General features: G+C 43.3%; 19 protein-coding genes and 1 tRNA gene. 19 read left to right on the top strand and 1 reads right to left on the bottom strand.

Annotated elements, in window-relative coordinates; translation table 11 throughout:
• Positions 1-66 precede the first annotated feature (66 nt).
• The 15 genes from ACIQZD_RS15645 (at position 67) to ACIQZD_RS15575 (ending at position 13884) form a co-directional block, all read left to right on the top strand.
• Positions 67-1251 (top strand): ATP phosphoribosyltransferase regulatory subunit, encoded by a 1185-nt coding sequence (locus ACIQZD_RS15645; RefSeq protein ID WP_402904324.1) that lies wholly within the window; start codon positions 67-69, stop codon positions 1249-1251.
• Positions 1244-1873 carry an ATP phosphoribosyltransferase gene (gene hisG, locus ACIQZD_RS15640; protein WP_402904321.1) on the top strand — a complete coding sequence of 210 codons (630 nt, stop codon included), beginning with the start codon at positions 1244-1246 and terminating at the stop codon, positions 1871-1873. The genes ACIQZD_RS15645 and hisG overlap by 8 nt, the downstream gene beginning before the upstream one ends.
• Before the next feature lie 26 nt (positions 1874-1899).
• Positions 1900-3180 (top strand): histidinol dehydrogenase, encoded by a 1281-nt coding sequence (gene hisD, locus ACIQZD_RS15635; protein WP_402904318.1) that lies wholly within the window; start codon positions 1900-1902, stop codon positions 3178-3180.
• Positions 3181-3280: 100 nt separating this feature from the next.
• Positions 3281-3868 carry an imidazoleglycerol-phosphate dehydratase HisB gene (hisB, locus tag ACIQZD_RS15630; RefSeq protein WP_063233950.1) on the top strand — a complete coding sequence of 196 codons (588 nt, stop codon included), beginning with the start codon at positions 3281-3283 and terminating at the stop codon, positions 3866-3868.
• A gap of 2 nt (positions 3869-3870) precedes the next feature.
• Complete coding sequence (hisH, locus tag ACIQZD_RS15625) at positions 3871-4503, top strand: imidazole glycerol phosphate synthase subunit HisH (protein WP_402904315.1); 633 nt, start codon at positions 3871-3873, stop codon at positions 4501-4503.
• Positions 4500-5234 carry a 1-(5-phosphoribosyl)-5-[(5-phosphoribosylamino)methylideneamino]imidazole-4-carboxamide isomerase gene (gene hisA / locus ACIQZD_RS15620; RefSeq protein ID WP_402904312.1) on the top strand — a complete coding sequence of 245 codons (735 nt, stop codon included), beginning with the start codon at positions 4500-4502 and terminating at the stop codon, positions 5232-5234. Before hisH ends, hisA begins: the two co-directional genes overlap by 4 nt.
• Positions 5235-5993 (top strand): imidazole glycerol phosphate synthase subunit HisF, encoded by a 759-nt coding sequence (hisF, locus tag ACIQZD_RS15615; RefSeq protein ID WP_402904309.1) that lies wholly within the window; start codon positions 5235-5237, stop codon positions 5991-5993.
• The gene (gene hisIE / locus ACIQZD_RS15610; RefSeq protein WP_402904306.1) at positions 5990-6646 is read left to right on the top strand and encodes a bifunctional phosphoribosyl-AMP cyclohydrolase/phosphoribosyl-ATP diphosphatase HisIE; all 657 of its coding nucleotides are present in this window, start codon (positions 5990-5992) and stop codon (positions 6644-6646) included. Before hisF ends, hisIE begins: the two co-directional genes overlap by 4 nt.
• 442 nt (positions 6647-7088) lie before the next feature.
• The gene (locus ACIQZD_RS15605; RefSeq protein WP_402904303.1) at positions 7089-8591 is read left to right on the top strand and encodes a tetratricopeptide repeat protein; all 1503 of its coding nucleotides are present in this window, start codon (positions 7089-7091) and stop codon (positions 8589-8591) included.
• Positions 8592-8694: 103 nt separating this feature from the next.
• Positions 8695-9642 carry a thioredoxin-disulfide reductase gene (trxB, locus tag ACIQZD_RS15600; protein ID WP_350300537.1) on the top strand — a complete coding sequence of 316 codons (948 nt, stop codon included), beginning with the start codon at positions 8695-8697 and terminating at the stop codon, positions 9640-9642.
• Between the two features lie 563 nt (positions 9643-10205).
• The gene (locus tag ACIQZD_RS15595; protein WP_063233957.1) at positions 10206-10664 is read left to right on the top strand and encodes an NUDIX hydrolase; all 459 of its coding nucleotides are present in this window, start codon (positions 10206-10208) and stop codon (positions 10662-10664) included.
• Between the two features lie 45 nt (positions 10665-10709).
• Positions 10710-11609, top strand: a complete 900-nt coding sequence (gene rapZ / locus ACIQZD_RS15590) for an RNase adapter RapZ (RefSeq protein WP_214743933.1) — start codon at positions 10710-10712, stop codon at positions 11607-11609.
• On the top strand, positions 11599-12585 hold the full coding sequence (locus ACIQZD_RS15585) for a gluconeogenesis factor YvcK family protein (protein ID WP_402904298.1): 987 nt from the start codon (positions 11599-11601) through the stop codon (positions 12583-12585). The genes rapZ and ACIQZD_RS15585 overlap by 11 nt, the downstream gene beginning before the upstream one ends.
• 67 nt (positions 12586-12652) lie before the next feature.
• The gene (gene whiA / locus ACIQZD_RS15580; protein WP_101223718.1) at positions 12653-13606 is read left to right on the top strand and encodes a DNA-binding protein WhiA; all 954 of its coding nucleotides are present in this window, start codon (positions 12653-12655) and stop codon (positions 13604-13606) included.
• A gap of 20 nt (positions 13607-13626) precedes the next feature.
• Entirely contained in the window at positions 13627-13884 is a 258-nt protein-coding gene (locus tag ACIQZD_RS15575) for an HPr family phosphocarrier protein (RefSeq protein WP_101223717.1), read from the top strand.
• Positions 13885-13981: 97 nt separating this feature from the next.
• On the opposite strand, the gene clpP is transcribed toward ACIQZD_RS15575, so the two are convergent.
• Complete coding sequence (gene clpP, locus ACIQZD_RS15570) at positions 13982-14590, bottom strand: ATP-dependent Clp endopeptidase proteolytic subunit ClpP (RefSeq protein ID WP_063233960.1); 609 nt, start codon at positions 14588-14590, stop codon at positions 13982-13984.
• Positions 14591-14879: 289 nt separating this feature from the next.
• Here clpP and ACIQZD_RS15565 point away from each other — a divergent pair.
• From ACIQZD_RS15565 to ACIQZD_RS15550, 4 genes are all read left to right on the top strand, one after another.
• Positions 14880-14951, top strand: a tRNA-Arg gene (locus ACIQZD_RS15565).
• A 317-nt stretch (positions 14952-15268) separates the two neighbouring features.
• On the top strand, positions 15269-16606 hold the full coding sequence (rpoN, locus tag ACIQZD_RS15560) for an RNA polymerase factor sigma-54 (protein WP_350445729.1): 1338 nt from the start codon (positions 15269-15271) through the stop codon (positions 16604-16606).
• A gap of 5 nt (positions 16607-16611) precedes the next feature.
• Positions 16612-16863: a glutaredoxin family protein gene (locus tag ACIQZD_RS15555; RefSeq protein ID WP_137023278.1), complete on the top strand. Its 252-nt coding sequence runs from the start codon at positions 16612-16614 to the stop codon at positions 16861-16863.
• A gap of 139 nt (positions 16864-17002) precedes the next feature.
• Positions 17003-18037: a sugar-binding transcriptional regulator gene (locus ACIQZD_RS15550; protein ID WP_402904291.1), complete on the top strand. Its 1035-nt coding sequence runs from the start codon at positions 17003-17005 to the stop codon at positions 18035-18037.
• Positions 18038-18060: the final 23 nt, after the last annotated feature.

Here is an 18060-nt window from a genome sequence, read left to right as displayed (position 1 = left end):
TCGGTTTTTGCCTACAGGCGGACCGATTGGATATAGATAGTAATCAATTCAAAAGGATGTGCAGTCGTGACAAAGCCATTTATGTTTGAAAAACCGTTAGGCATGAGAGATACATTGCCGGTGCTGTATGAAACGAAAGTGTCGGCCAGAAATAAAATGAGTGATGAAATCAAGAAGTGGGGCTATCAATTTATTGAAACGCCTGCTTTGGAATATTATGAAACAATTGGCGAGGCTTCGGCAATATTGGATCAACAGTTGTTTAAACTTCTTGATGCCCAGGGGCATACGCTCGTACTCCGTCCCGAGATGACAGCACCCATTGCAAGGGTGGCAGCATCCAAACTGTTAAAACAGCAAATTCCGCTTCGCCTTGCCTATTCCGCGAATGTTTACCGGGCACAGCAGCGTGAAGGAGGCAGGCCGGCAGAATTCGAACAGATTGGTATTGAGTGCATCGGAAATAAGTCTATAAGTGCCGATGCTGAAATGATTGCCCTGCTTGCGGATGCTTTAAAGGCTGCCGGGCTTCAGGAATTTAAAATTTCCATTGGGCATATTGGATTTCTGCAAGAATTTTTCTTGAGCATTCTTGGTACGGAGGAAAGAGCCTCTATATTAAGGAAGTTTTTGTATGAAAAGAATTATGTTGGTTATCGCGAGCATGTTAAATCACTGTCGCTTTCATCCATTGATAAACAACGGCTTATCGAATTTACCTCATTAAGGGGCAGTGAAGGGACCCTGATAAAGGCGCTGGGGTTGGTTGAAAATAATAAAGGGCAGGATTCTTTGGCTGAACTGAAGGAATTGTCTGCGCAGCTGAAAGAATTTGATGTGGAACAATATGTGAGCTTTGACTTAACATTGGTCAGTCATATGAGCTATTACACAGGAACTTTATTTGAAGTGTATGCCGGACAAGTCGGTTCGCCAATCGGCAATGGCGGCCGGTATGATAATCTGCTTGAGAAGTTCGGCTGGAATGCTTCGGCCACAGGTTTTGCAATCCGGGTGGATCGTCTTGCAGAAGCTCTTGGGGAGCCGATACAGCCTGTCGCGCCAGAATGTATTTTATACAGTCCCGAACGAAGATTGGAAGCCATTGAATTTGCAAGAATTAAACGCTCCGAAGGAAAATTGGTAACGATTCAAGATATTACGGTCGTCCAAAATGTCGATGCCTTTACACGGACATTTTCTGAAGTTCATTTATTCGTAGGGAATGGGGGGTATGGAAAAGATGAATAATAGCTTTTTAACGATTGCCATGCCGAAAGGAAGAATCTTTGAAGAAGCGGCAGAGCTATTAAGAAGGGCCGGTTTTCGTCTCCCTCCCGAGTTTGATGATTCCCGGAAATTGATCCTTGAAGTGGAAGAGGAAAATCTGCGGTTCATTTTAGCTAAACCGATGGATGTCGTAACCTATGTGGAGCACGGCGTCGCTGACATTGGAATTGCAGGGAAGGATGTCATGTTAGAGGAAGAACGTGATGTCTATGAGTTACTTGATTTGAAAATCAGTGAATGCTATTTAGCTGTAGCTGGACTGCCTGGTACGAAAATAAGTGACATCGCCCCTAAAATAGCCAGTAAATATCCGAATGTTGCCTCCAGTTATTTTCGCGAGCAGGGGGAGCAAGTCGAGATTATAAAATTGAATGGGTCTATTGAGTTAGCGCCGTTAATTGGTTTGGCTGAACGAATCGTCGATATCGTTTCTACGGGGAGGACATTGAAGGAAAACGGTCTTGTGGAATATGCGAAAATCGCCAATGTGACTTCGAGGCTGGTGGCAAACCCTGTAAGCTATCGAATTAAAGAAGCAAGGATTACCGAAATCGTGGAACGGCTAGCAGAAATCATTGAATAGTAAAGAATAGCTAATGAGGTGAAGGTATGAAAATAGAACGGTTTGCTGAAGGGATTTCACTGAAACGCTCGGTTGATGCAGGTACTGCCGATCAAAGAAAAGCGGTTCAGGATATTATTTATGATGTCAGGAAAAGCGGAAACGCCGCTTTACATGCCTATACCGAACGTTTCGATGGTGTCAGTGCAGGGGAATTACTTGTATCGGAACAGGAAATGGAAGAAGCGACAGCATCCTTAACAGCTGAGCAGCTTGATATTATACAAGAAGCCGCGAATAATATTCGAATGTTTCACGAGAAACAAATTCGAAATTCATGGTTTACGACTGATGATACGGGAACGATGCTAGGACAAAAATTAACACCTCTTGATGCTGTAGGTGTATATGTACCTGGGGGCACAGCGGCCTATCCTTCGTCAGTACTGATGAATGCGTTGCCTGCGAAGGCCGCGGGGGTGGAAAGGATCGTTATGGTGTCTCCGCCAGGGAAGGATGGAAAATTATCGCCAGCGGTTTTGGCAGCTGCCAAAATTGCCGGAGTTAAGGAAATCTATAAAGTTGGCGGGGCACAGGCAATAGCTGCTCTAGCTTATGGGACGGAAACGATTAAGAAAGTGGATAAAATAGTGGGTCCGGGAAATATATATGTGGCGTTAGCGAAGCGGGAAGTATTCGGAGATGTCGCCATTGATATGATAGCAGGTCCAAGTGAAATAGCGATATTGGCGGACGAAACGGCCATCGCTGCAGAAGTTGCGGCTGACTTGCTGTCACAGGCGGAGCATGATGCCCGTGCTTGCAGTGTTTTGGTCACGACGTCAACGTCTCTTGCAGAAGAAGTTGCCGCAGAAGTGACCAAGCAGGTGGCGTTACTTCCACGCCATGATATTGCTGCAGCATCCATAAGGGATTATGGAAGAATCGTTGTATGCGGGAATATGGCGGAAGCTGTTGAAGCGATTAATGAACTCGCACCGGAACATTTGGAAATTGTGGCCAATGATGCACTTGAAATCATGGCTAAAATTCGGCATGCCGGGGCAATCTTCATTGGCCGCTTTAGTTCGGAGCCCGTCGGGGATTACTTTGCAGGCCCCAATCATGTGCTGCCTACCAATGGAACCGCCCGTTTTTCCAGTCCGCTTAATGTGGATGATTTCCAAAAGAAATCAAGCATCATCATGTATAGTGAAACGGCCTTCCGCAAAAATGCAGAAAAAATCGCAGCATTTGCCCGAATGGAAGGACTTGAGGCACACGCCCGTGCCATTGAATCACGTGGTGTGAATGAATACGGGAAATAGTCCTGAAATATTAAAATACGTGAAGTCATTGATATAAAGACTTTTGACATGCTTTTACATCTTGAGATAAGGGGTTTTACCCCGTTGAGGAGGAGTTGTAATGGAACGTTTTGCTAGTGTGGAGCGAAAGACGAATGAAACGGAAATAAGTTTGAAGTTTGGTGTGGATGGGGAAGGTAATTCCTCCATTAAGACGGGCGTTCCGTTTATGACGCATATGCTTGATTTGTTCACGAAACACGGGAAGTTTGATTTGACCGTAGATGCAAACGGAGATACCGACGTCGATGATCACCATACAACTGAAGATATTGGCATTTGCTTAGGTCAGACGTTATTGGAGGCCCTTGGAGACAAGCGCGGGATAAAGCGTTACGGAAATGCTTTCGTACCCATGGATGAAGCACTCGCCCAGGTTGTCATCGATTTAAGCAATCGTCCGCATCTAGAGTTCCGGGCTGAGTTTCCTTCGCAAAAGGTCGGTACTTTCGATACTGAACTCGTGCACGAGTTTCTTTGGAAATTCGCTCTTGAAGCCAGGATGAACCTGCATGTAGTCGTTCATTACGGTCACAACACACATCATATGATCGAAGCAATATTCAAAGCGCTGGGACGTGCATTGGATGAAGCTACGACCATCGATCCACGTGTCAAAGGCATCCCTTCGACGAAAGGAATGTTGTAAAAATGATCGGAATCGTCGATTATGGCATGGGGAATTTATTTTCTGTAAGTAAAGGGCTTGAGCGCCTTGGTGCCGATTCATTCATTTCCGATGACCCAAAAGAACTTTCAAAGTCGAAAGGAATCATACTTCCCGGCGTTGGCTCTTTCAGGGATGCCATGAGTCTCTTGGAAAAACAAAAGCTGGATGAATTCCTGAGGGAATATGTAGCCGATGGAGGTTATCTATTAGGGATCTGCCTTGGTATGCAGCTTCTCTTTGATGAAAGTGAGGAAAATGGACCGGCTAAAGGATTATCCCTCATCCCGGGAAAAGTCGTTCGTTTTAAGGGTTTGGATGCGAATGACCAGGTTTATAAAGTCCCGCACATGGGCTGGAATCGTCTTGAATTCAAACACGCATCACCAGTGAATGAGGGGCTGGAAGAGGAGCATGTTTATTTCGTCCATTCCTACTACGTCGATACCGATGAATCATTCGTCACTGCTTCGGCAAGGTATGATGTGGAAGTGCCTGCGATCGTCGGTAAAGGGAATGTGTTCGGCATGCAGTTCCATCCGGAAAAAAGCGGGAAGATGGGCATGTCACTGTTAAAAAATTATCTGTCATTAGTGGAAGGGAAGGAAGAAGCATGAGCAACTTTACTATTTACCCGGCGATTGATATGCGTGGAGGCAAATGCGTCCGCTTAATCCAGGGAGATTACAATCAGGAAACCGTTTATGGCGATTCCCCCTTCGATATGGCAAAAAGCTTTGCGGACCAAGGAGCCGATTGGATACATATGGTCGACCTTGACGGAGCTAAAGAGGGAGTGCGCATCAATGATTCATACGTAATCAAAGCTGCAAGTGAGTTAGGGGCCCGCATTCAAATCGGCGGCGGCATCCGTACGGAACAGGATATAGCCCATTACCTGGATAATGGTGTGGAACGTGTCATCCTAGGCAGCACGGCCGTTTCAGACCCTGATTTCACTAAAGATATGATTAGGAAATATGGAAGCCATATCGCAATCGGGATCGATGCGAAGGATGGCAGGGTTGCCACTCATGGTTGGCTTCAAACGTCTGGGACCCTTGCGATAGATCTTGGTAAATTACTGGCCGATGCTGGTGCAGAGACATTTATCGTGACTGATATCGCGACGGATGGCATGCTTTCAGGTCCGAATGTGAAAGGTATATTGGCCATGGCAGAGGCAACCGGTAAAAACGTGATTGCTTCGGGCGGCATTAGTTCACTCGAAGACCTTATCACCCTCAAAGAGCATGAAGCCCAAGGCATTGCAGGGGCAATCATTGGAAAGGCAATTTATACCAATCGCTTTACTGTAGAAGAAGCACTAGAAAAGGTGCGTGGTTAAATGCTTACTAAACGAATTATTCCATGTCTCGATGTAAAGGATGGGCGCGTAGTCAAAGGGATACAATTTGTTTCCCTTAGGGATGCAGGAGACCCGGTCGAACTTGCAGCCTTTTACGACAAAGAAGGTGCCGATGAGCTTGTATTCCTGGATATTTCCGCATCACATGAAGGCAGGGAAACGATTGTCGACGTCGTTCAAGCGGTAGCGGGCAGCTTGGCAATCCCGTTCACGGTGGGTGGCGGCATTAATTCATTAGCGGATATGAAGAAGATCCTCCGAGCTGGTGCCGATAAGGTTTCATTAAATACAGCAGCCATTCTGCGCCCTGATTTAATTAATGAAGGTGCTGATTATTTTGGTTCCCAATGTATCGTGGTCGCCATAGACGCCCGATATGAAGAAGAGCTTGGGTCATGGCGCGTATATACTCACGGCGGCCGCAAACCGACTGAATGGGAAGTGATCGAGTGGGCGAAGGAAGCCGTAATCCGCGGTGCAGGTGAAATACTATTGACAAGCATGGATTGTGACGGTGAGAAACAAGGGTTTAATATCGCTTTGACAAAAGCGGTATCTGAAGCCGTTTCGGTGCCGGTCATCGCCTCAGGCGGGGCTGGCAACGCTGAGCATTTCCAGGAAGCCTTCCAAGAAGGTAAAGCCGACGCAGCATTAGCCGCATCGATTTTTCATTATAAAGAAACATCCGTCAAAGAAGTCAAAGCGTTTCTCAAACAACAAGGAGTGGTTGTACGATGAATCTTGAAACTATTAAATACGATGAAAAAGGCCTGATACCGGCAATTATTCAAGATGCAGGAACCGGCGAAGTGCTGACACTTGCTTATATGAATCAAGAATCACTGCAATTGTCGATTGAAAAAGGTGAAACGGTTTTCTTCAGCCGTTCGCGCAATGAATTATGGCATAAAGGAGCAACCAGCGGTAATACCCAGAAAATCATCGAAATGAAGTATGACTGCGATCAAGATGCATTGGTCGTTCGGGTAGTTCCTGCAGGTCCTGCGTGCCATACAGGGGCAATAAGCTGTTTTAGCGAAACGATTTACCAAAACAGTGAAGCCGGACAAGACGTGAAGGCGAATGTGACTTTCTTGACGGAATTGGAAAAATTGATTGAAAAAAGAAAATCGGAAATGCCTGATGGTTCATATACTACCTACCTATTCGATAAAGGCGTTGATAAGATCCTGAAAAAAGTCGGTGAAGAAGCGGCAGAAGTGATCATTGCTGCTAAGAACCGCGATGCAGAGGAACTTTCGATGGAAAGTGCCGATCTCCTCTATCACTTATTCGTTCTTCTTCAGGAGCAGGAGTTGCCTTTCCAAGCAGTGCTTGATGTATTGAAGGCTAGACATGCCGATAAGGATGAACCGAAAGAAACTGAATGAATGGTGAGTGCCCTCCGTCAAGGAGGGCTCAGACTGAAGAGAAACTCGATGAAAATCAAGTTTCTCTTCAGTTTTTTTATGGCTTGTACAATTTGGACGTTGATTATCGATCCAGGCACCCGCTTTCCACGGGCTTTTCTAAGCCGGAGTCTCGCACACCCGCCCCAATCAACTTTTGCTACAAACTTTTGGTAGAAACCATACCTGAGATTTGAAGGTGTTGCTTTGTTCGGGAACATGAAAGAGATATTTTCCAACCCCTTTTGTGTGTATTTACGACAACGAGCAGCAATCCTGGCTCCCCATTTGACTAGGAATATACGTCAATTTTTTCTTGAAGAAAGCATGGCGATTCCCATTTTCCATTTTCTTGAATTGTTCGGCAAATTTACTCCAATATGTTATAATACTATGGTTAATCAACTTGAAGATGGAGGATTACATGAGTAAAGACTCTAAATTTGGCCAACAGGCAAAAATTCTAACTTTTCACCCAACAGGTGAGTATTATTTCACCAAGGGTTTAAAAGCTTATCATAGACGAGAACTACCTAAATCAAAAAAATACCTGGAACGTGCGCTGGAACTTGAACCCGCTGAACCGATGATAGCCTGTCAATTGGCAATCACTTGCTCGGAAATCGGAGAATATAATTATTCAAACAACCTCTTGGAAAACATCTTGGATGTGATGGATCCCTATATGTCGGAATGTCATTACTTCCTGGCGAATAATTATGCCCACTTAGGCATGTTCAAGGAGGCTTATCGTCACGCCAGTGCTTATCTTGATAAAGAAGAAGACGGGGAGTTCAGCGATGACGCAGAGGACCTGCTTGAACTGATAACTTTTGAGTCGGATGAGTCAGAAGAAAATCCCTTTAAGCATGATGGGCTCATTACCAAACAGGAACAAGCCCGTGAGTACCTTGAATCAGGCAATTTTCCAAAGGCAATCGAAGTACTGAAAGAAACGATTGCCGAGTACGAGGATTACTGGTCCGCTTATAATAACCTGGCACTTGCCTATTTCTATCTTGGTCAAGTAAATGAAGCCTTTGCAACACTTGATGAGGTACTGGAAAAAAGTCCTGGAAACCTGCATGCGCTTTGTAACCTTGTTGTTTTTCATCATTATCAACAGGATGAAGCAAAGGTTGAAGAGCTCATACACATGCTGGAGAAAATTAGGCCGATGCTATCCGAACATCGTTTCAAGCTTGGAGCGACCTTCGCTTTGATCGGAAACTATGCTTCTGCATATAAATGGCTTAAAGTACTCCAAAGGCAAGGGTTCGAGGGAGATGGAACCTTCTACTATTGGTTAACCATTTCCGCTTACCACCTAGGCCATGAACAGGCTGCCAAAAAGGCATGGAAAAAGGTAGTGGAAATGAACCCGGAAAAGGAAGGCATGGAGCCGTGGGGAGATATGAATGCAACTTCAGATGGTTTTGAACATCATTTTCCTTCTATTATAAAAAGGCTGGAAAGTGAATTCATCGAAGAAAGGCTGTTTGCCATTTTCCTTCTGAAACATTCGGTTCATAAACAGAAGCTATTGAAAAACCAGGTCCTCAACCTTAATCAGAATTTCACTGATTTGGAACGTGATTATGCCGAACTTGTTCAAGCTCCTGCTAAAGATCGTCAATTAACACCGATTGATTTTGCCGATCGCACAGCTGAGTTATTATATCAGCATTTCCAACCGATACAATTAAATGAAGCCGGGCTGTATTTAATGTGGTTTTCCGTCTTCATCGAAGCGGTGAAATCCGAGCAGAAGCTAAATAATCCAGCAGGATGGGCATCAGCGGTGGAATACGTGTGGTATCAGCTTAAAAATGAGAAGGCGAGCAAACAGGCAATCGCAGACAAACATTTCATATCGGTGTCCACCTTATCAAAGTACGTAAAGTTGGTTCAAACCTTGCTTGGATGAGCAGATATTTGGACGAAAAATTATTTGTTATATAGGATAATAGGTAGGGAACACTAACCGTAGTGAAGGTTCCATTTGTAATGGAATATGGAGGAGTGAAAACATGTCTGAAAAAATTTATGACGTTGTTATTATTGGAGCGGGTCCTGCAGGGATGACGGCGGCTGTCTATACATCACGTGCGAACCTTTCAACATTGATGTTAGAACGCGGAGTACCGGGCGGGCAAATGGCCAATACAGAGGAAGTTGAAAATTACCCTGGATTCGACACTATACTCGGACCTGAACTTTCAACGAAAATGTTTGACCATGCAAAGAAATTCGGTGCGGAGTATGCCTATGGGGATGTTAAGGAAATCATCGACGGTGAAGAGTATAAAACGATCAAAGCCGGTTCCAAGGAATTCAAGGCACGTTCAATCATCATTTCATCTGGTGCCGAATACAAGAAAATCGGCGTTCCCGGCGAAAAAGAATTGGGCGGCCGCGGTGTATCGTATTGTGCAGTTTGTGATGGTGCATTCTTCAAGCAAAAAGAACTATTCGTTATCGGCGGCGGAGACTCTGCTGTTGAAGAGGGTGTGTACTTAACCCGCTTTGCTTCAAAAGTGACGATCGTTCACAGACGTGACGAACTTCGTGCTCAAAAGATTCTTCAAGATCGTGCATTTGCCAATGAGAAAATTGACTTCATCTGGAATCATACTTTGAAGGAAATCAATGAAAAAGGCGGCAAAGTCGGCGGTGTCACACTAGTTTCCACTGAAAACGGAGAAGAGACAGTGATGGACGCAGACGGTGTATTCATTTATATCGGAATGCTTCCGCTAACTAAACCATTTGAGAACTTGGGCATCTTGAATTCCACAGGCTATATTGAAACGAATGACCGGATGGAAACACGCGTCCCTGGTATTTTTGCTGCTGGTGACGTTCGTGAAAAAACATTGCGCCAAATCGTTACAGCTACAGGCGATGGAAGCATTGCCGCTCAATCCGCCCAGCATTTTGTTGAGGAACTTCAAGAAAAATTGCAGCCTAAGGCTTGATTTCACTAGAATATACAATCGTAATTCCGTTTTAACGATGTTGTAACATGCGTGAAATAATGATTGGGTATAGTATGGATAGAAGTTGACCCCCTTTAATTATAAACGTTTAAGGACACAGATTAAGTTTCTGTGTCCTTTTTTTTGTGTCCTGCTTTAAGACTATTTCTTTAGTTCCAATTTTTAGGATGTGCTCAAATGATTTATAATGTGAAGTAAGCCCGCCCTTTGCATTTAGACAGCGAAAGTGGAGAAGAATAGGAGTTAAGCAGGATAAAGGCTTATCTTCGTGATTCCATGCGAATGAATATTCCCCCAATCCCAATGCAGGAAGTTTACTTTATTGTTAGCTCATTTCAAAAATAGTATAATGATAAGATATACTAAACATATATATATCTTTCATAATGGTAAGAAGATGAAAAATACAACTTGTTTGAACTATTAGCATTTGTAAATCGCCAAATGGATATCTAGCGGCGGTTTAAGGATATAAACTGAATCTCTTCAACACGGGGGGTGAAGGTTTCTATAGTCGAGCAGAGCCAATTGAGGTGAAGAACGTGCAACGTGTCACAAACTGTGTATTGATCAAGGATAATCAAATCCTCTTATTGAAAAAGCCTAGACGCGGATGGTGGGTAGCTCCAGGCGGAAAGATGGAGCCTGGGGAATCTGTACGCGATGCTTGTATTAGGGAATATCGTGAAGAAACGGGCGTTTATTTAAAAAACCCTTCCATCAAAGGTATTTTCACCTTCATTATGAAGGACGGAGATAAGGTATTGTCGGAATGGATGATGTTCACTTTCTTTGCAACGGATTCCGATGGTGTAAATGTGGATGTTTGTGAAGAAGGGGAACTAAGCTGGCATCCGGTCGAAGATGTTAAAAAGCTGATGATGGCTGAAGGTGATTTTCACATCCTGGACTATATGGTTCATGGAAGTGGGATCATTTATGGAACCTTTACCTATACACCTGAGTTTAAGCTGCTTTCTTACCGATTGGATCCAGGTTAATTTTCACATATAAAAAAGATTGCTATACATGGGGGCGGAGAAACTATGAGTACAGGGCAGATGAGTGAAACGCAATTGGTCATCATTACCGGAATGTCCGGAGCGGGTAAGACAGTGGCGGTTCAAAGTTTTGAAGACCTCGGCTTTTTTTGCGTCGATAATTTGCCGCCCACGCTATTGCCAAAGTTTTTGGAGTTAATGAAGGACTCAGGGAATAAGATGAATAAAGTGGCTCTTGTCATGGATTTGAGGGGGAGGGAGTTTTTTGATTCCTTATTTCTTGCACTGGATAATTTAACGGATTCAGCTGCAGTATCACCAAGAATCCTTTTTCTTGAAGCTGATGACGATTCCTTGGTCCGCAGATATAAGGAAACGAGAAGGACCCATCCACTTGCTCCATTAGGCCGCCCATTGGAAGGCATTAAAATGGAACGGGAACTATTGGACGAATTGAAGGGAAGGGCTCAGCTGATCTTTAATACTTCCCAACTGAAACCGCGTGAATTGAGGGAGAAAATCGCTTCGGAGTTTTCTGCCGATAAAAGTGTCGGTTTTACAGTCAATGTCATGTCGTTCGGGTTCAAGCATGGTCTGCCCATAGATGCCGACCTTGTGTTTGATGTACGTTTCCTGCCAAATCCATATTATATTGACCATATGAGGCCAAGGACTGGCTTGGAACAGGAAGTGTCGAGTTACGTTTTAAAATGGAGTGAGACGCAAAAATTCTTGGAAAAAGTTACTGATTTGCTTGCGTTCATGCTTCCATATTATAAACGTGAAGGAAAAGCACAGCTTGTTGTTGCGATAGGGTGTACAGGCGGTCAGCACCGTTCTGTAGCATTGACGGAGTATATTTCAAACCACTTCAAGAAGGATTACAGGGTTCAAGTATCACATCGCGATATCGAAAAAAGTAAGGGGAAAGCAGATGTTAGATAAAAAGAAACAACCTAAGGTTGTGATCATTGGAGGGGGAACCGGCCTTCCTGTTTTGTTGAGAGGGTTAAAGAAGCATCCGGTTGATATAACGGCAATCGTAACGGTAGCTGATGATGGTGGAAGTTCAGGCCGCCTTCGCGAGGATATGGATATTCCCGCTCCGGGTGATATTCGTAACGTGCTGGCTGCGTTATCGGATGTAGAGCCCCTTGTTGAACAAATGTTTCAACATCGCTTTCAGAGTGAAAATGAGTTGTCCGGGCATTCGCTGGGGAATTTGATACTGGCGGCAATGACCTCGCTGACCGGGGATTTCGTCCATGCGATCCAGGAAATGAGTAAATTTCTTAATGTGCGCGGTAAAGTGCTTCCGGCGGCCAACCAAAGTGTGGTTCTCCATGCGGAGATGGAGGACGGAACGATTGTTACAGGAGAATCCAAGATCCCCTTCTCAGGAAAGAAAATAAAAAAAGTGTTTCTGTCTCCTCATCATATAAAGCCGCTCAGTGAAACTCTCCAGGAAATCAAACAGGCAGATCTTATTGTCATAGGTCCAGGGAGCCTATATACTAGCATTCTGCCTAACTTACTTGTTCCTGGTTTAGGCGAAGAGGTTGCCCGTTCGAAGGCGAAGAAGGTGTACATTTGCAATTTGATGACACAAGCCGGAGAGACGCTGGATTATACCGCGAGCGATCATATAAAAGCGATATATGACCATATGGGAAATGCATATATTGACAGGATACTTGTTAATAATGAGGAAATACCAACCGAAATTCAGCAACGCTATCAAGCTGAATATGCTAAACCGGTCATGTATGATGTGGAAAGTTTAAAAATGATGGGGCTTGAAATCATACAAGAACGCATTTTTAGCTATGAAGGGAATGTAATACGCCATGACACGAAAAAAGTGGCGGATTTGCTCTATAATATGCTTGTAAATGAAACAAAAAGCCACATTGCACCGTAGATATAAGCGGGGACGGTTTTTTGATTGATAAAAATAGATTACCTGCGTTCGATTGGGGGTGAAATGGATGTCTTTTGCTTCAGAAACGAAAAAAGAGCTTACTACATTAGAGGGAAAGGATTGCTGCGGTAAAGCGGAATTGTGTGCGCTTATCCGGATGAACGGATCCCTTTCATTTTCTAATCGGAAGCTTGTTGTGGATATTCAAACTGAGAATGCTGCGATTGCCAGAAGGATTTATACGCTGCTGAAAAAAAGTTATGAGGTCCAGGTCGAGCTGTTGGTCCGTAAAAAGATGAAGCTTAAAAAGAATAATGTATATATTGTCAGGATGTCATCCGGAGGGCAGCGGGTTTTAACCGATTTGGAAATTTTAGGAGATGGCTTTGAAATTCTCCATGCTATATCCGATACTATTGTTGGGAAGAAATGCTGTAAGCGTTCTTACCTAAGAGGTGCATTTCTTGCGGGGGGTTCGGTGAATAATCCAGAAACGTCTTCCTATCACCTAGAAATTTTCTCACTTTATAAAGAGCACAATGATGCCCTTTGTGAGCTAATGAATAAGTTTGGCTTGAAGGCCAAGACGCTTGAACGCAAGAAAGGGTACATCATTTATTTGAAAGAAGCCGAAAAGATTGCCGAGTTTTTAAGTATAGTTGGCGCCCATTCAGCTTTATTAAGGTTCGAAGATGTAAGGATTGTCCGTGATATGCGTAATTCAGTGAATCGGCTTGTGAATTGTGAAACAGCCAATTTAAACAAAACGATCGGGGCCTCATTACGCCAGGTTGAAAATATCCATTATATCGAGGATACGGTGGGATTAGGCATTTTACCGGATAAGCTTCGGGAAATTGCGGAGCTTAGGATAGCGTTTCAGGATATAACCTTAAAGGAACTAGGGGAAATGGTTTCCGGGGGAACCATCAGTAAATCCGGGATTAATCACCGATTACGAAAGATTGATGAAATAGCTGACAGGCTCCGTGGGGGAGAGGCTATTGCTGCGAAAAAATAAAGCTAACAGGGGAGATCAAGATGGTGGAAAAGCAAGTTGAGGTAAAATTGAAAACGGGTTTGCAAGCGCGGCCGGCGGCTCTTTTTGTACAAGAAGCTAACCGCTTTCATTCAGATGTTTTTCTTGAAAAAGAAGGAAAGAAAGTGAACGCAAAAAGTATAATGGGGTTAATGAGCCTTGCCATCAGTTCTGGCGTGACCGTGAAGTTAATCGTCGAAGGACGCGATGAGAAAGAAGCGTTAGAGGCATTGGAAGAGTTTGTTCAGCAAGAGGGTTAAAAGAAAAGGATGCTTAAAAGAGCATCCTTTTTTTTCATTATGTAAAAAAGCTCCGGAAGTCGCTAAAAGGCGTTCTCCGGAGCCGTTTGTTGCATGATTATTTAGAGTCTTTTTTATCATCAAGGATGCTGCGCGTGATGACTTTGTCGATCAAGCCATATTCAAGGGCTCTTTCGGAAGTCATGAAGTTATCACGTTCCGTATCTCTTTGAAGGACTTCAATAGGTTGACCAGTACGTTCTGCCAAGATTTGGTTCAGTTTATCTTTCAAGTGAAGGATACGGCGGGCAGCAATTTCAATCTCCGTAGCTTGACCTTGAGCTCCTCCAAGTGGTTGGTGAATCATGACCTCACTGTTTGGCAACGCATAACGTTTGCCTTTTTCGCCAGCGGCCAATAGGAAAGCACCCATGGAAGCGGCCATACCGATGCATACTGTGGATACATTAGGTTTGATATATTGCATAGTATCGTAAATGGCCATACCGGAAGTGATGCTTCCACCAGGGCTGTTGATGTATAGAGTGATATCTTTTTCAGGATTTTCCGCTTCTAAAAATAGTAATTGAGCAACAATGGAGTTGGATACATTATCGTCAATTGCACTTCCTAGCATAATGATCCGGTCTTTTAATAAACGGGAGTAAATATCGTAGGCACGCTCCCCACGACTTGTTTGTTCGATAACTGTAGGAATTAAATTCATGTTCATTTCCTCCTTCGATTAAGAGAATCATTTAAATTCTTTATGTATGTATGATACACTTTTTGGTCAATTTAGGTCAAACAAAACAAACCCTATAATGGATAATTTGTTCGACAATTTTCTGGCTAAGGCTCCTTCCCGATAGATTACTTTATATATTATGCCGCACAGGGATGAATTTCCACATTACCCATAATACCCAAATGACGAAGTTTTAAACCTGATAACCCTTGCAAAGGAGGGGAATCTATCATATAATGAAGTCTGTTGAAAAAATATTTTCTATTACGCCCTCGTAGTGCAACGGATAGAACGCAAGCCTCCGAAGCTTGAAATGCAGGTTCGATTCCTGCCGAGGGCATTACCAATCTTCTGCTTAATAAAGTGGGGGATTTTTTATTGGTCATTTTTAAGAGGGCTCCTAAGATTTTTGGTGAATCCACTCGATTTCCGTAATATTCCATCGAATCCTGTAATGTAAGCCCTGTCTTGAAAATATTCGCGCACACTATTGAAAAATGGTGATTTTTCATTAAAAGTAGTTGTTAAATTTGCATTTCTAACATATAGTATTTAAAACAAATAAACTATTCAGAAAAAAATCGTAAGCGTTTTCATGGGTTTTTGTGTAGAATTTTCTCCTGATAATGTAAAATGGAGTGGGGGAGGGATGAATCGATGAGTATGAATATGAAAGCAGGACTTTTTCAACAGCAAACATTAAAGATGGCAATGACTCAGGAGCTTATGCAAGCTATTACATTGCTGCAATATTCCTCGCAGGAGCTATCGGCTTTTTTAGAAAATAAAATGGTGGAGAATCCATTACTGTCCATAGATCAGCCAACATCGGCTTTATTTCAGCCAACTTTTGACCGGAAAAAGGGGAAACGGACTCTTAAGAATACGTATGATGCCAACTATTGGATTGAACAGATCAGTGAAGATACTATATCGCTTGAACAGCATATCATGTCCCAGGTGAATCACCAGCAGCTTACCGGTGAGCAGCAGAAGGCGTTGCTGCTATTAATTCATAACCTTGATGAAAACGGTTACTTGAGGACTGAGCTGGATGATATATGTATCCCAGGTATATCTCCTATCGTTTTGGAAGAAAGCCTCTCAATTTTACAGGAACTCGAGCCGCATGGAATTGGTGCGAGAAATCTTCAAGAGTGCCTTTTGCTTCAGGTGCAAGCAGAAGGGGTGAATCTGCTTGCAGAATCGATCATAGAAAACCATTTCCTCGATTTTGCTGAAAAGCGCTGGAAAGACCTAAGTAAGAAAATCGGTGTTACAATGAAGGAGATTCAAGAAGTATTTGATTATGTCCAGACATTGAACCCGCGACCGGCTTCACTCTTTTTTCAGGAAAAACCTTCTTATATAGTACCGGATGTGGTCGTGGAAGTTCGTGATGGCATGCTGCTTGTCGGGAATTATGATGGTAACACACCTAATCTTAATGTGGATAAAGGGTATTTAAACCGTATGAAGAGCCATAAGGATCAGGGGGTTCAACGGTTTATCCAGGATAAGTGGCAGGAATACCAATGGATTTCCAGAGGGATCCAACAGAGGAAAGAAACGATATTGAAGGTCATTCAGTGCATCGTCGATAAACAGCCGGCGTGCTTTCATCATGGCCTGAACTATTTGAAACCGATGACGATGAAGGAAATCGCCGACGAACTTGGTATACATGAGTCCACAGTAAGCCGGGCGGTCAAAGGGAAATACGTGCAGACACCATTTGGCACGATAGAGATGCGGATATTTTTCACTACTTCTTTACAGTCAGTCGGACTTGATGAGGATATGTCGGGCATGCAGGCAAAAAAGAGCCTGCAGGCAGCAATCAATGGGGAAAATAAACAAAAGCCGCTTTCGGATCAAGATCTGGCAGAACGGTTGAAAGAAGAGCATGGAATTATCCTGGCACGCCGAACCGTTGCCAAATACCGCGAACAATTAGGTATCCCTTCTTCATCTAAACGAAAAAGATATGATTGAAAAGGATGAGTGGTTTGGAATCAAATGCGTTTGTTTTATATAGTAGGGATAAATGCCCGTTATGCGATAAAGCTAAGCAAGTGCTTGAAGAAGTGAAAGAGGAATCAGGCATAGGCTATAAAGAAATCGATATCCATACCGATGATGATTTACTTGAGAAATTCGGGCTGATGATTCCTGTCGTAGAATGGAAAGATGATATCGTTCAATTCGGGAATGTTGATAAATCAGCTCTAAATCGTCTTTTGGAAAAATAATTTTTCAAATCATTTGAAGAAACATTCCGTTCCTGCTAGAATAAAATATGTAGCAGGAATATTTTTTTGTTTTAAGTGGGACAGAAAATGACTACGTGGGACATTTAATGTCCAACTTAACTTTTTAGGAGTTTTAAATATGCGTACATTACTCGAGGTACAAAGAAAATTATTACCAGATTTCCTTATGGTTATGCAAAAAAGATATGATATCCTGCGTTATATCAAAATGATGCAGCCGGTTGGAAGGCGCAGTCTGTCCGTGAGCCTTAATTTGACAGAGCGTACGCTTAGAGGCGAGGTTGATTTTCTGAAAAGTCAGAACCTGGTTAACATATTCAGCTCTGGCATGACGCTGACTGATGAAGGGATTGAAATCCTGGATAAGTTAGAAGGAATAATGCGTGAAGTAATGGGTATAGACATAATGGAACGGCAATTGCAGGATTTATTGCAAGTGGATGAGGTCATTATTGTCTCAGGAAATTGTGATGAAACCCCATGGGTGAAAAAAGAATTGGGTAAAGCTTGTGCAATCCGTATGAAACGAGAATGGAACTCAAAGAATATCATTGCGGTTACTGGCGGATCGACAATGGCCGAAGTGGCTGATTCGCTGTCACCTGATGAAGCGTCGAAGAAATTGACATTTGTCCCAGCCCGCGGGGGAATTGGTGAAGCAGTGCAGAATCAGGCCAATACGATTGTCGAAAAAATGGCCCAGAAGGCACAGGCCTCATACAGAGTGTTATATGTACCCGATCAATTAAGCGGTGAGGTTTATGCTTCATTTCAGAAAGAACCTGCAATTAAAGAAGTGATTTCCCAAATCAAATCTGCCGATATGATCATTCATGGAATCGGTGATGCCATGGCGATGGCAGAAAGAAGAAATTCTTCGCCAGAAATGTTAAAGAAGCTGTTAGATGGAAATGCTGTAGGAGAGGCATTCGGTTATTATTACGATGAAAACGGCAAAGTTGTTCATAAAGTTTTGACAGTCGGCATTCAGTTAGATGATCTTAGCCCTGAAAAGCGAGTGATAACTGTGGCAGGTGGTAAAACTAAAGCAAAGGCTATCCGTTCCTACATGAAAGGCGCACCTTCATCAACCGTTTTAATCACGGATGAAGCGGCGGCACAAGAGTTAATTCAGGGGAATTACACCCCTTAATATATTTGCGAACTTAAAAGGAG

Origin of the sequence: Peribacillus sp. NPDC096447 (genome assembly GCF_044762725.1) — a bacterium.
Taxonomy (GTDB): Bacteria; Bacillota; Bacilli; order Bacillales; family DSM-1321; genus Peribacillus.
The sequence above is the reverse complement of the archived record's forward strand: the minus strand, read 5'-3'. Positions and strand labels throughout refer to the sequence as shown.